Raw genomic sequence first — 13,307 nt, forward strand, 5'->3', positions numbered from 1 at the left:
TCAGGACTTGGGTCATGGTTCTATCATAACTTCCGCATTCCTCCCGACACTGACCCTACGGGTACAGTGCGGGGCTCCTGCGATTTCTAGCTGAGGCTTTTCCCAAGACAAGAACAAGAACCTTTAACCAGCTCTTTCAGAGAAGGGCAACCAGCAAAAGAATCACCCCAATTCCAACAATCAGTACAGCTCCCCCCAGCCACACCCAGGAGATGCGGGACCTGCTGCCTATGTCGGTTTTCCCGACAGGATTCTCCGGCGCAGGTTCAGGCTTTGAGTTGACCGAATCCGGGGCAACAACTGTCAGATCCTGCAGTAGGCGATCGCCTTTTTTTTCCAACAGAACTGTGGTTTCTTCTGAGGCCAGCAGCGGGTTCAACAAGGGGGCCGTTTGCTCCCACTCGTATTCAGAATGTCCCGACTCACGCCCGTACACCGTGACCTGCTCTAAGCCGGGCAAGCCCAACGCCCTGAGCTCCACCCGCACCCGCTCCGTGAGATGGGGGTAGTCCACTCGAGCCAGGGGGGGCCGATTCAGGAGAACATGTAGATGACCTTGGCGGCGTTTGACCGCAATTCTGACCGGGGCAGCCAACCGAGCCTGCAACGCTTGGGCAATCTCAGCTTCGGTCATGGTGCAACATCCAAGGCATGAGAGTTAATTCTAATACAATCCTAGGGCAACGATGCAGAGGGTTACGGGGCCTCGGGGTAGAATGGGATGCGCGTTGGCGAAGAAAAGCAGAGCGTTCATCTTTTTCTCTCGCCGGATCCCTAGCTGGAAGTTCTATGCAAGAGAAAACCATTGTCCGCGATTATTTCAACTCCGTTGGCTTCGAGCGCTGGCGGCGCATCTATGGCGAAGAAGAAGTCAATTTCGTCCAAAAAGACATCCGCCTTGGCCATGCCCGCACGGTAGAGACGGTGTTGCAGTGGTTGGGGGATCCCTCGGGTTTACGCATTTGTGATGCCGGATGCGGGGTGGGCAGCCTCAGTTTGCCCTTGGCCACCAGAGGGGCGCAGGTGTTCGCCAGCGACATCTCGGAACAAATGGTGAACGAAGCACGCCGCCGCCAGCAAATGGAGTTGGGATCCACAGACAACCCCCAATTTTGGGTCTCGGATCTGGAGGAATTGACAGGGGAATACGATGTCGTCATCTGCCTCGATGTGATGATCCACTACCCCGAAGCCGAGGCCCTCCGCATGTTAAAACACCTGACCTGCCTGGCCCAGTCCCGCCTGATCTTCAGTTTCGCTCCCAAAACCCCCTGGCTGACGCTGCTGAAGAAAGTGGGAGAGTTCTTCCCCGGCCCCAGCAAAACCACCCGCGCCTATCAACACCGAGAGGCGATCTTGGTGAGCCAATTAACCGAATGGGGCTGGAAAGTGCAGCAGCGACAAACCATTCGCAGCCGCTTCTACTTTGCTTGGCTCCTCGATCTGGTTCGGTGACACTCGATCTGGTTCGTTAAACGGGAATGAAACATTTTCGTCTAGCTCCCCTCTCCCTCTGGCAGCGAGGCTGGGAGTAGGGGCAGCAGCGTGGAATGCTTGGGGAGTGTCTCAATCTAGTTTAAAAATGACTATAACGATCAGCTGAGGTTATCCAGTTGCTCCAGCAAATCGGGATCTGCCAGCTTTTGTAGGGCAAGCCGCGCGTCATCCCGAACCCCCCAATCGGGATCGTGGCGGGCGCTGGTCAGCAACTGCCTTGTTAGCATTGCGTAAACGGCGGGATCCTCGAGAGCCAGTTTCACCTGTTGCCCCAGGATCCCTAAGCTCCAGGCACAGTTGCCGCGTACCGCTGCGATTGGATCTTGAGCCAAACCCCGGCAGAGAGCTGCGACCACCTCATCCAATGCCGGGCCGGGCAACACCTGCGCCTGGGCCAGTTGTCCGAGGGCACTGGCAGCCCACAATCGCACTGCCGCGATATCCCCGGCCAACACTTCCAGCAACACCGGGTACGCCCGCGGATCCTTGGCATTGCCCAACGCCCACACCAAGCCTTTGCGCACATAGCCGTTCCAATCCCAGCGCAAGCCCTCGATCAGCACCTCCACCTCAGCGGGATCCGGATTCCGACCTAGGGCATAGGCTGCTCCCACCCGCACCAACGGGCAGGGATCCCGGACTAGGGCCAGCAGGGGTTTAACGGCGCGGGGTTCTTCGATCTCACAAAAAGCGCGGGCCGCCTGCATCCGCAAATAGGGATCCGGATCCTGCAACTGCTGCAGCATCAGCTCCACATCCACCTCCGGCGGCGAGTGAGGTGGCAGCTCGTCTAGGGGCTCCAGGGGAGAAAAAGCGTCTTCTTGCATGAAAGGGTGCCCAGGTGTTGGCGGAGGGGACGAGGGCAAAACTTGCCCTTCCTCAAGGCAAAAGCCAGAGCCACAACAACCAAACCAGCAGCAGAGTTGCTGCCCATCATAAACTGCCGGGATCCTCCATCTGATCTGCTCTTTCCGGTTGGGATCCCGGCACCCTAAGCAAGTCCGCTCCTTCCAACACCCGCGCCGAGCGGATCACATCTCCCACCTGGATGCGCTCCACCCACTCCATCCCCTCGGTGACGTAGCCGAACACGGCATAGCGCCCGTCCAAAATCGGCAGAGCAGAGAGGGTGATGTAAAACTGGGAAGAGGCTGAGTCAAGTGGGCTAGAACGGGCCATGGCCACCGCCCCCAAACGATGGGGCAAGAGCAACTTACTCAGAGCAGCGGGATCCTGGATCAAGGTGTTGTAGCGGGGGTAGGGTTCCCCACGCAGCTGAATTTCCAGGGGGATGGTGCGCAGGCGGTTGCTCCCCGGCTCTGTTGCACCCCCTGTACCGTCACCACGGGGATCCCCACCCTGCACCACAAAAGGCTGCGGATCCTTTTCCACCCGATGGAAGGTGAGGCCATTGTAAAAGCCCCGCTGAACCAAATCCACGAACTGGCCGCCGGTCAGGGGTGCCGCTTCCCCGTGGATCGCCAAGATCACCTTGCCTACCCCCTCAGCAGTTTGCACCTCCATCTCCACCACTGCCTTCCCTTGCAGTTGCGGGCGGCTAGCATAGGCCGCCGGGATCCCAGAGGGGGATTCTGAGAGGGGGGGTGTACTGCGACAAGCCAACAGCCCGAGACAGAGGTATCCCAGAACTAAGCCCACTCCCACTCTGCAGCGGCTCATTCGCCCCGGCTTGGCGAATTTCATCTGCCCCTCCTCCTTCAATCCAATCTCCCACCCTCCAGGCGCTGCTCAACCCAGCAGGGATCCCTATTTGGATGCTTTAGATTCGCTGCGACAGTCCCAACTGCAAGGTGACGCTTTGAGCACCATTGCTCACCCTCACACCGTAGGGGCTGATGGAGGTAACCCGCCACTCTGCTTTCACCGCATGGCCAACAGCCACCTGCCGCACCACGTTGTCGATCAAGATCAGAGCCTTGGGGGCACCTGGATCGTGGATCAATCCCACCAGCTTCATTTGCGGCAGAGGCTGGGGTGGGATCCGCGCTGGCACCGGAGGCGCAGGTGCCCTGGGGGGAGAGGGAAGACCAGCCCCTCTTGAAGCAAGAGGAGCGGCAACAGTCGGCGGTTTTGCCGGCTCGACCAAGACAGCCTTTGCAGAATCCTCAGGTGGAGCTTTGGGGTTTTCATCCACATCAGCAGCAGTGGGAAGCAGGGGCTCCTGGTGAGCATCGGAATGGGAAGAATTGGGTGCCTCAGCCAAGGGATCCCAAGTGGCCTGCGAAAAAACCACCGCCCGCGGGCGCAGGGTCATCCAAAAAGCCAGCCCTGCCACCAAGGTAGCGGCCAAAGCCATACCCAGCAGTAATCCTCCGGCAGCAGAGAAGCGCCGGGAAGGCAGTGGGGGCCGTGTGCCGAGGTAAGGATATTCGCCGGCTTCTGACAGCCCCTCTTCCAAGCTGTTCTCCAAATCCTCGAACAGCTCATCCAACAGAGAATCTGCCTGCTTGACTTGGCCAGACCATGCCCAAGGGGAACGACGGCCTCTGCCCGCTGAAGCATCTAACCCGGACATACAACCTCCCTAGCCTGAGCGGCGGGGATCCCGAGGAGTTGAGACACTCAGCCAACAGTTGCCGTCTATCGCCCAAAGGCTCTCAAAGGAGCCGCATTTCCGGGTACTCGGTCAACAGCGCCTCTGCCGACAGGGTGTCTCCCTCCAACTGCGGCGTCCACAGCACTTCGATGGCCACAATCCGATCTGCCGGAATCGAAGCCAGCTGCAACAGGCACTGCCGCAGATCCGCCGTGGAGTTAACTACAGGTAGTGTACCCAAGTTACCACGATACGCAACCAGTAGAGTTACCAGCAGGTACTCGCCAACATCTGGGATCCCAGCAGCAGATCGCTGCAGCGCCGCTTGGGAGACTTGTTGGATCTGGTTGTTGCGGTTGCTGAGGCTTTCGACGCTGAACTTGCTCCGTTCTTGTAAAGAGGCTTGATAGAACAGGGATTCGGCGCGGGAGAGGGGCAGCTTCTCCGCTTGGGCATGGCCATAGGCCCAGTAGTCGCTGTAGCGCATCAAGCCAAGGGTGACCTCTTGCAACAGTTGGCTCAGCCCTTCTGGCGACTGAGTATCCGCCTCCAGAGCCAGGGTGTTCATGTCTTTTTGCAGTTGCCGGGCGCTGGCCAGCAGTCCCACTTTTACCTGCGCAACAGTTACCTGGGGATCGCGAACCCCAATGCTATCGTCCCCTTCTTCGGATCTGATCCCCGAGCGCAGCGTCTGCACCAAAAAGCTACCTGCCCCAACCAAGAGCAGCAGCGTCAGCAGGCCGCCACCCCCCCCTCCCCAGAAAAAGGGCACCAGCAGCGGAAAACCAAAGCCGCCTCCATAGCTGGGGTAGACAGGAGCTGAGTAGTGCGGGCCAATCGAGCGGGGGGCAGAGAACGTCGGAGACCGGAAAGATCCGCCGCCAATGCGACCGCCACTGCGTGCCCAAACAGCGCCTATGGGAGCCAGGGCCAAGGTCAAGGCCAGGGCAATAGCCAGCAGAGGCCGGCAGACGCGACCGATTCGTTTCAGCATGATCACAATGTTTTCGTCCATCACGGGGCTAGTCTTTCTTAATTCTACGCTTTCTCGTTGGCGGGAATAGGGGCGGAAACCGATCCCCCACCCGGCCATCTCACTTGTTCAATTCTTCTGTGTTGATTCTTTGTGTACTGAGCCGGCCAATGACCGTCAACCAATCGAGGCAGAGCCATGCTACGGTCTGGAAGGTTGCCAGGAGGAGGGCAAACAACAGCAATGCAAACTCAGGCTAACGTCCAAGCCGAGGAAAGAGAGCGGGCATCTTCTCCACCCCGTGCCCAGATTCGGCTGTTGGTGGTGGATATCGATGGCACGATTGCCGGGCCTTCCAACCAGGTTTCAGAGCCGGTTCGGGAGGCCATTCAGAAGGCCAAAGCAGCAGGGGTGCGAGTAGCCATCGCTACGGGTCGCATGCATCGTTCTGCCGAGCGGTTCCACTACGCGATTGGGGCCGATATGCCCCTATGCAGCTACCAGGGGGCTTTAATTCGGGATCCCGATAGCCAAAAGACCCTAAAGCACTGGAGCCTGGACTGGCCGCTGGCCGAGGAGTTGTTGCAAGCGTTGCAGGATCAGCCGGTGGGGGTTCACCTCTACATCGATGACCAGCTCTATTTGCGGGAGCTGAGCCCTCTCAGTCAGGCCTATGCTGAGCGCTCTCAGGTGCCGTTCCAGATGTTCTCTTCCGCCCAATACGGACGAAGCCCCACCAAGATCCTGGCTGTTTCTGAGGATACCGAGTTCCTGCAGGAATTGCAGGGATCCCTGCGGCGGCGGTATTCCCCTGAGCAGCTCTACCTCACCCGTTCAGAGCCGATTTTTCTCGAGGCTACCCATCCGGCGGTGAACAAGGGCAATGCCGTTCGTTTTTTGGCGGAGGAAATGCTGGGGTTGTCGGCGGAGCAGGTGATGGCCATTGGCGATGGCGACAACGACATTGAGATGCTGCGGTATGCGGGGATCGGGGTGGCGATGGGAAATGCCTCGCCAGCTCTCTTGCCCCATGCCGACTGGATCGCCCCTTCTGTAACAGAAGACGGGGTGGCGGCAGCCATCGAGACCTTCATCCTCAGCTAGGCAGGGATCCCATGCTGGGTCTGGCTTCTTCTCCCTTTCCTGAGGTCACCCTGCGTCCGGCGCAGCAACAGGCGTTGGCCTACCAATCGGGGCCGCTGGGGATCGCCGCCGTTCCGGGGAGCGGCAAGACCTTTATTCTGGAGCTGTTGATCGCCGATTTAATTCTCAATCGGGGGATCCCACCGGAGCGCATCGGGGTGTTCACCTACATGCGTTCGGCGCGGGGCAACTTGATCAGCCGCATCAATCAACGTTTGCAACGGGCGGGGTATCCGGATCGCTTTACCCAGGCCTTTACCCTGCATTCTTTGTCGTTGCGGGTGTTGCGGGAGGCCCCCAGCCGTTGGGAGGAGCTGTCTATTTTGGAGGGATACGAACAGGAGCGGTTGCTCAGCCGCTTGTGCCGCGCTTGGCTCGTCCGCCATACTCAGCTCTGGGAGCCGCTGATCCCCGGCGACAACAACCCGCAAAAGATCGCCCAAAACCGAGCCCAGTTCCGGCGCAGTTTCCAGCAGATGGTGCAGGTAGTCATCAGCAGGGCCAAGAATCTGCGCCTGGGGCCAGAAGTGATCCCCAGCGAGGGCTATCTGGGCTGGGCTGCTCCCATCTACGCCGGTTATCAAGCGGAATTGCGTCGCCTGGGCAAGTTAGACTACGACGACCTGGGCTGGCAAGCAGTGGATTTGATCGAGGGCAGTCCAGAGCTGCGGGAGCAGGTGCAGAACTGGTACGACTACCTGTTCGAGGATGAGGCCCAAGACAGTTCCCCCCTGCAGGAAGAGCTGCTGCGGCTGCTCAGCCAACGCACCGGCAACCTGGTGCGGGTGGGGGATCCCAACCAGAGCATCATGGGCACCTTTACCAGCGCCGAGCCGCGGCTGTTTCGCGCCTTTTGCCAGGCTAGTCCTCAGGTGGTGCTCTTGGATGAATCCAGCCGCAGCGCCCCCCAGATCATCGCTTTGGCCAACCGCCTGGTGGAGTGGGTGAATCAGCAGCACCCCATCCCGGCTTTGCGCACCGCTCTGGCCCCCCAGCCCATTCAACTGGCCACCTCCGGTGGCCAAAACCCCCCGGCCAGCGAGGGTGGTGTGGACTTTCTGCGGGTTGTCGGATCCCCGGAAGAGGAGCTGCAACAGGTGGCGCGGCAGGCCATTGCAGCCGCCCAAGCTTTTCCCGGCCAAACGGTGGCCATTCTGGTCACCACTAACGAGCTGGGGGGCAAAGCCCTCAGCTATCTCCAGGAAATGGGAGCGGAGCGGGTGATCGATCTGTTGCGGGGCAGTCCCAGTCAGCGGCGGGTGTTGTTGCAGCTCAAGGGAATCATCGACTGGTTTGCCCAGCCCACTGCCCCCACTCGCTTGGCTGCTGCTGTGGATTGCTTGGCGGATTGGGCGGGGATCCCACGTGCTGAACTGGGACCGATGTTGAGCTGGATCCGCGCCTCTCTGCCGGAGCGGCTGCTGTTCCCCAACTTTGGTGAGGCTCCCGCTCTGCCCGATGGCCCGCCTTGGCAGAACTTGGGCAGGCTGCTGCGCACCCTTGCCGGTTGGCTCCGGGCCGGGCGATCCCCTTGGCCAGAGGTGCTGAATGTGATCGTTCAAAGCCTCTACCGCAAGCCGGAAGAGCTGTTTGTGGGTCGCTATGTAATCGATCAGCTGGAGCAGGTGCTGGGATCCCTGCCCGAAACCGATTGGCAGGAGATCGCCCAAGAATTTCAAGTGATTCTGGATCACCGCCTCAACAACTTGCCTTCGGAGATCTTCGCCTTCGACCCCGAGCCGGGCAGCATCACTGTCACGACTCTGCATCGGGCCAAGGGGCTGGAATGGGATCAGGTGTTCATCCCCCAGGTGTCGGCCTACGAGTTTCCCACCCAGTACGGGGAGCGAACCCTGGGGCTGAAGTTTTTGGATGAAGTGGATATGCAGGCAGAGGCCCTGGCTCAGTTGCGACAGCTCAGCCCCAAAGGCGGCTGGGATCTGCAGGCCGACTCTGCCACCAAGCAAGCCTTTTTGGACTTGGCAGCGGAGCGGCTGCGGCTGCTGTATGTGGGCATCACCCGCAGCAAACGACGGCTCACCCTCTCGGTATCCAGCCAATCTCGCTTTGGCACAGAGCAGAGTTCATCTTTGGTGTTTCGGGTGTTAAGTCGCAGTTTTAGGGCCAGTTGACCGGGTGAGTCTCTCGTTCTTCATGGATTGGCAACCTGCTAGCATGGCTAAGCCCGATAGCGCTTGCGCGCCGCCTTGCGGCAATGGGGCAGTCTTTCAGAAGCTATGGATATTCTGCAATGCAACCTCGGCGTATTGCCCGCGAACTGGCCCTGCTGGGGGTCAATCAACTGCCAGCCACGGCGGCCAAACTGAGCGAAAAACAACTGGAGGACTTGCTGCTGGCAGCCATCCGCGCCCTGAGTGAAGAGACCCATGAAACCCTCTCCACAGCGGCGGCGGAAATCCAGCGCAGCGACCGTTTGTTGCACGAGAGCGATCCTCTATTGTTGGCCGATTCGGATCCCAAGGAAGAGGGTGGATCCCGCTCCGTTACCCTCCGCCTTCAGCAGGCCCAACGACACCTGCAGCGCCTGGAAATCACTCTGAAGGAGGCGGACGTTCCTGACCCCAATGCCTTACGGGGGGAATTGCTGGAGCTAATCCAGCAGGTGCAAGTGGCCCTCGGCAACGCCGGCCAAGCCTTAGAACACCTGGAACAGCGGCTGCACAGCGTCCGCCACATCTTGGATGAGGTTGTCCAGTTGTCCCAAAGAGCAGTCAACCGGGTGGGCGTTGCCCTGTCCATGCCGGAACTGTTGTACATTGCCCAATCCCAAGAAGTGCGCGCCTACGCTTTGCAACTGTTAACTGCCCTGCGAACCCACAAGGAGGCGATTGATGCTCGTTTGCAAAAGGCTTTGGTGGGTTGGCAACTGCAGCGGGTTGGTCGGATCGAACGAGATATCCTGCGCCTGGCGGTGGTGGAGATGGAAATACTGGCCAGCAGCCCCGTGAAGGTTGCCATCAACGAAGCTGTAGAATTGGCCAAAAAATACGGGGATCCTGAGGCCGCCGCTTTCGTCAACGGAGTGCTGCGACGGGTAGTGGACAGCCAGATGGAGACCCACCGGGGTCGGGATCCCTCCCTCCCTGGTTCTGGTTCCGGGGGCTGAGCAGATCACTGGGGATCTTCCTTGCCAGGATAAAAGTCGGGATCCATCACCTGCTCAAATGTGTAGGGACACTGGGCAGGCAGATCTGCTTCAGACAATGGTGTTTCTCTCACCACCAACAGGATCCCGTCCTGGTGAGCCTCTTGCAGGGCTGCCGAAAGATCGGGCTTGAGGCTGGGACTGTCTTTGAGCAATCGCTGGATCTGGCGGCGTTGTTCGGTAATCGTTGCCCGCCAACTTTTGCCTCGCAGGTGGGGTTGCAATTGCCACCTCAGCAAATGCCCTACCAGGATCCCCAGCCGGTGCAGCAATTCCCGGCGTTCTTGCCTGCCCAAAGCCTCGATTTCCTCCACCACGTTGGCGATATCCAGTTGATCCCACTGCCCCGATTTCAGCAGTGCGGCTTGCTTTTGCGTCCAGGCATAGAAGTCGTACTCGTAAAGTTGCATGCTTCATTGCCTAACTGGGCACTGGCCAAGGAGATCTTACTGACCCCGAACTACCCCTTTTTACCTTGAGCTCATTGATTTCCCGGACTAGGCCAAGCCCGGGAATGCTTGCGGAAAGCGGGTTTTGCCGGTTGGTTGGGGAAAGCGGGCGATGAGACTCGAACTCACGACATCCAGCTTGGGAAGCTAGCGTTCTACCACTGAACTACGCCCGCGTAAATCAATCTCAAGTTTAGCAAGCTGAAACCCTTGCTGAATCTAACCTATCACGTTCCCGACCCCTTGAGTAGGTGGGGAGTTGGGGGGGGCATATTTTGCCCGCAATTTGACCAGCAGGGAATGACGTCGAGAGACAAAGCTATCGTGCATGCTGGGGCAGGGCGAGAGTGGGTTAATCATCTTTCACGTGGGATCCCTGGTACAACTGAGACAGTATTCTGTCTGCGGCCTATGTCCAGCATCCTCCTGCTCTCCGGTAGTCCCAGCACTCCTTCTCGCTCAGAAGCCGTTTTACATCACGCTGCCGGGATCCTGTCCGATCTGGGATTGACCACTCAGTTTGTTTCGGTGCGGGATTTGCCCCCAGAGGATCTGGCACTGGCCAAGTTCGATAGCCCTCAACTCAAGGCAATTCAGCAAAAGGTGGCCCAAGCTACCGGGATCGTCATCTCTGCTCCCGTTTACAAAGCCTCCTATCCAGGTGTGTTGAAGGCACTGCTGGATTTGCTGGATCAAGACGCCTTTACCGGTAAAGTGATTCTCCCCATTGCCACCGGGGGAACCCTGGCCCATCTGCTGTCCATCGACTTTGCGATGAAACCTGTGCTGGCGGTGATGGGGGCAACCCACATCCTGAGAGGGGTTTATATCCTGAGTTCTCAAATTCAGTTGGACGCTGCCGGAACACTACAGCTAGAGGCCGACATCGAGGAACGTCTGCGAGCAGGGCTGCAGGCACTTGCGCAGGCGGTGAAATAGAAGAAATCAGAATTTTGCGGAGACTGGCCGAATACGGGATTGGTGCCCTGGGCCCAGAACCGGTTGCGGCAATCTATTCCGAAAAGTGCATAGGTGATTGCCCAGTCAGGCCCGAGAAGCCGCGGAAGAGCCGACGGCAAGGGATCCCTTTTGCGGGTATGGCCGGATTAAATTTCTATAAATCCCCCAAAAAACCTGCAAAACCGTAAGTTATGATACAGACATAGGATAAATCGTTCATCTCTGCAGTTGGCTCACCAGTGGCCTGGAGCTGTGCAGAGACGGAAGTAGGGGTCTTCCCGAAGGAACGCGCCTCAACTGAATCGCGCCACTCTTTCCGTGGCGTAGGGCCCAACGACAACAAACTCAACCCTTCGTTGATGGAGGCGATATATGAAACTCTCTTTCCGTGGCAACACCTTTGACTACGTTCCTGCGCATACTCAGCTCAGCGATGAGGAGTTGCAGGCTCAGTATCGCGGTCAAGCCTTCTGTGTGCACCACACCAGCAAGAAAGCGATGCCTCACCCTCATCAGCCCCTGACCTACCGGGGCGTAAGCTACTGAGGTGAATACTGTTTGCCCTTGTAGGTGAGGTGGGGATCCACTGGAGATCTCCATAGAGATTCGGAAAAGACCGAGCGGCCCCGTTTGGGGTCGTTTTTTGAGGCAAAGCAACACCCCCAGAAGGAGCAGCACCCGTTCCACCTGAGAAGCAAGTAGATGGGTCTGGGCCTGCCGAGTTGAGTTTGAACGAGTTGAGTTTGAAATGGGAGCGATGCCGAGGCAGGGTGCGCTAAGATGCGGTTCCAAGCGATAATGGCCTTAGCAACTTGCCCTACAGGGATCCGCTGCGATGGAAGCGTTTTTCGAGTTTCTCTGGTCGGCTTCGGCCATCTTGCTGGTGATCTTGGTGCTGCTGCACAGCCCTAAGGGGGATGGGTTGGCGGGCATTGGCGGGCAGGCCCAGCTGTTCTCCAGCTCCAAGAGTGCTGAGCAAAACCTCAACCGCATCACCTGGACGGTAGCGACCCTTTTCCTCTCCATCAGCGTGGTGTTGGGGGCGGGCTGGCTCTCGGCAGCCACAGGGCCATAGGGATCCCTTTCCGTGTTGGCGATTTACCTGCATGGATTCGGCTCTGGGCCGCAGTCGGCCAAGGCAACTTTCTTTCGGCAGCGGCTGCAGCAGGTGGGGATCCCTGTTCAGGTGCCTGATCTGAACCAGGACAATTTTGCCCAGCTCACCTTGACCCGCCAGATCCAGCAGGTTTCCAGCCAGCTTGCCGAGATGAACTACCCCCCTGTCACCCTCATCGGCTCTAGCTTGGGGGGCCTGGTGGCTGCTTGGGTTGCCGAACGACAACCTTGCGTGCAGCGCTTGGTGCTTTTGGCGCCGGCTTTTGGCTTTTTAGGCCATTGGCTGCCGCGGCTGGGGGCAGAGGCGGTGGAGACTTGGCAGCGAACCGGACAGCTCATGGTGTTTCACTACGGAGAAGGCCGCCCTCTCCCTTTGGAGTACGGCTTTGTCGCCGATGCCCAGCGCTACCCGGATGGGGGGTTACGACGGCCTGTGCCCACCCTAATTGTGCACGGGATCCAAGACGACACCATCCCCATTCAAGCCAGTCGAGACTATGTGGCCCGTCGCCCCTGGGCCCAACTGGTGGCGGTGGAGAGCGACCACGCCCTGACCGATGTGTTGGATCCCATCTGGCAGATCACCAGCCGCTTCTGCGGGTGGGGGATGGAGACGGGGCAGTAGGGTTGTTAAGAGGATCCCTGTCCCGTGCTTGCCCATTCGCGAAAGCGTCGCGTAGCGATAATGTCTATGCAATCCAAAGTGCTGTGCCTACAACAGGGGAAGGCTGACGTGACTGCCGGCTTGCTCTTCGATATGGACGGGGTGATTGTGGATTCGGAACCAATCCATGCCCGCGCCGGGGCCATTGCCCTGCAACGCTGCCACCTATCCCTGGATTTGGCCCCCATCTCCCTGCAGTTCAAGGGGCGCACCGACCGCGACATGTTCGAGTACCTTGTCCAACACCAGACGGACACCCCACCTGCAGAACGGCCCCTGCTGGTGCAGCGCTTGATCGAGGAAAAGGCCAAGGCTTTTGGCGAGCTGCTGGCAGAGGTACCCCTGGTGCCGGGGGTGCTGGAGTTTTTGGCGGCCAGCCGCCAGCGCTTTTCTGCCCTGGCCGTCACCACTTCGGCCATCCGCCGGGATCAAGCGCAGATTTTCCAGCGCTTCGACCTGCACCGCTGGTTTGACGCGGTGATTACCGCCGAAGACATTCAGCGGGCCAAGCCCGACCCAGAGCCTTACCTGAAAACGGCTGCCGCTGTGGGGTTGGATCCGGCGTTGTGTTGGGTGATTGAAGATTCTACCCATGGGATCCGCGCCGCTAAGGGGGCTGGCTGTTTTGCGGTGGGCCTCACCACGGCTTTCACCGCCGAGGAACTGCGCCACGCCGGGGCAGATGTGGTGGTGGACAGCTTTGCGGAGTTGGCCGCACTCCTGTTCGCGAGAGCGTCGCGTAGCGATAACCTGCCTGTGTAGGGAGCCCAGCCCATTCGCGA

General features: G+C 59.1%; 15 protein-coding genes, 1 tRNA gene and 1 riboswitch. Of the genes, 9 read left to right on the forward strand and 7 right to left on the reverse strand.

Going from position 1 to position 13,307, the window contains the following annotated elements:
• Positions 1-136: 136 nt before the first annotated feature.
• Complete coding sequence (locus ACVW0C_RS07440; protein WP_457384787.1) at positions 137-634, reverse strand: hypothetical protein; 498 nt, start codon at positions 632-634, stop codon at positions 137-139.
• A gap of 155 nt (positions 635-789) precedes the next feature.
• Here ACVW0C_RS07440 and bchM point away from each other — a divergent pair, with 155 nt between their 5' ends.
• The gene (bchM, locus tag ACVW0C_RS07445; protein WP_457384788.1) at positions 790-1,455 is read left to right on the forward strand and encodes a magnesium protoporphyrin IX methyltransferase; all 666 of its coding nucleotides are present in this window, start codon (positions 790-792) and stop codon (positions 1,453-1,455) included.
• 140 nt (positions 1,456-1,595) lie between these two features.
• Here bchM and ACVW0C_RS07450 read toward each other — a convergent pair whose 3' ends face one another.
• From ACVW0C_RS07450 to ACVW0C_RS07465, 4 genes are all read right to left on the reverse strand, one after another.
• Positions 1,596-2,324, reverse strand: coding sequence for a HEAT repeat domain-containing protein (locus ACVW0C_RS07450; protein WP_457384789.1), 729 nt, complete (start codon positions 2,322-2,324; stop codon positions 1,596-1,598).
• 106 nt (positions 2,325-2,430) lie between these two features.
• Entirely contained in the window at positions 2,431-3,201 is a 771-nt protein-coding gene (locus ACVW0C_RS07455; protein ID WP_457384790.1) for a peptidylprolyl isomerase, read from the reverse strand.
• Positions 3,202-3,277: 76 nt separating this feature from the next.
• Complete coding sequence (locus ACVW0C_RS07460; RefSeq protein ID WP_457384791.1) at positions 3,278-4,033, reverse strand: hypothetical protein; 756 nt, start codon at positions 4,031-4,033, stop codon at positions 3,278-3,280.
• Positions 4,034-4,115: 82 nt separating this feature from the next.
• Complete coding sequence (locus ACVW0C_RS07465; RefSeq protein WP_457384792.1) at positions 4,116-5,069, reverse strand: DUF1517 domain-containing protein; 954 nt, start codon at positions 5,067-5,069, stop codon at positions 4,116-4,118.
• A 201-nt stretch (positions 5,070-5,270) separates the two neighbouring features.
• Here ACVW0C_RS07465 and ACVW0C_RS07470 point away from each other — a divergent pair, with 201 nt between their 5' ends.
• The 3 genes from ACVW0C_RS07470 to nusB all read left to right on the forward strand — a co-directional run bounded on the left by ACVW0C_RS07470 (position 5,271) and on the right by nusB (position 9,297).
• Positions 5,271-6,131: a Cof-type HAD-IIB family hydrolase gene (locus tag ACVW0C_RS07470; protein ID WP_457384793.1), complete on the forward strand. Its 861-nt coding sequence runs from the start codon at positions 5,271-5,273 to the stop codon at positions 6,129-6,131.
• A gap of 11 nt (positions 6,132-6,142) precedes the next feature.
• Entirely contained in the window at positions 6,143-8,302 is a 2,160-nt protein-coding gene (locus tag ACVW0C_RS07475) for an ATP-dependent helicase (protein ID WP_457384794.1), read from the forward strand.
• Between the two features lie 119 nt (positions 8,303-8,421).
• Positions 8,422-9,297, forward strand: a complete 876-nt coding sequence (nusB, locus tag ACVW0C_RS07480) for a transcription antitermination factor NusB (RefSeq protein ID WP_414331399.1) — start codon at positions 8,422-8,424, stop codon at positions 9,295-9,297.
• Between the two features lie 5 nt (positions 9,298-9,302).
• On the opposite strand, the gene ACVW0C_RS07485 is transcribed toward nusB, so the two are convergent.
• Together ACVW0C_RS07485 and ACVW0C_RS07490 are read right to left on the reverse strand one after the other, a co-directional pair.
• Complete coding sequence (locus ACVW0C_RS07485) at positions 9,303-9,746, reverse strand: DUF29 domain-containing protein (RefSeq protein ID WP_457384795.1); 444 nt, start codon at positions 9,744-9,746, stop codon at positions 9,303-9,305.
• A gap of 143 nt (positions 9,747-9,889) precedes the next feature.
• Positions 9,890-9,961, reverse strand: a tRNA-Gly gene (locus ACVW0C_RS07490).
• Positions 9,962-10,196: 235 nt separating this feature from the next.
• Between ACVW0C_RS07490 and ssuE the strand changes: the two genes are divergently transcribed.
• From ssuE to ACVW0C_RS07515, 5 genes are all read left to right on the forward strand, one after another.
• On the forward strand, positions 10,197-10,724 hold the full coding sequence (gene ssuE / locus ACVW0C_RS07495) for an NADPH-dependent FMN reductase (RefSeq protein ID WP_414331394.1): 528 nt from the start codon (positions 10,197-10,199) through the stop codon (positions 10,722-10,724).
• Positions 10,725-10,956: 232 nt separating this feature from the next.
• Positions 10,957-11,038, forward strand: a riboswitch (Glutamine riboswitch).
• Positions 11,039-11,117: 79 nt separating this feature from the next.
• On the forward strand, positions 11,118-11,291 hold the full coding sequence (locus tag ACVW0C_RS07500) for a DUF4278 domain-containing protein (RefSeq protein ID WP_414343665.1): 174 nt from the start codon (positions 11,118-11,120) through the stop codon (positions 11,289-11,291).
• A 289-nt stretch (positions 11,292-11,580) separates the two neighbouring features.
• Positions 11,581-11,820 carry a preprotein translocase subunit SecG gene (gene secG, locus ACVW0C_RS07505; protein ID WP_011433676.1) on the forward strand — a complete coding sequence of 80 codons (240 nt, stop codon included), beginning with the start codon at positions 11,581-11,583 and terminating at the stop codon, positions 11,818-11,820.
• Between the two features lie 12 nt (positions 11,821-11,832).
• The gene (locus tag ACVW0C_RS07510) at positions 11,833-12,486 is read left to right on the forward strand and encodes a YqiA/YcfP family alpha/beta fold hydrolase (RefSeq protein WP_414343667.1); all 654 of its coding nucleotides are present in this window, start codon (positions 11,833-11,835) and stop codon (positions 12,484-12,486) included.
• A 66-nt stretch (positions 12,487-12,552) separates the two neighbouring features.
• The gene (locus ACVW0C_RS07515; protein WP_414343669.1) at positions 12,553-13,287 is read left to right on the forward strand and encodes an HAD family hydrolase; all 735 of its coding nucleotides are present in this window, start codon (positions 12,553-12,555) and stop codon (positions 13,285-13,287) included.
• The last annotated feature ends 20 nt before the right edge of the window (positions 13,288-13,307 follow it).

This window comes from Thermostichus sp. OS-CIW-26 (genome assembly GCF_054058395.1).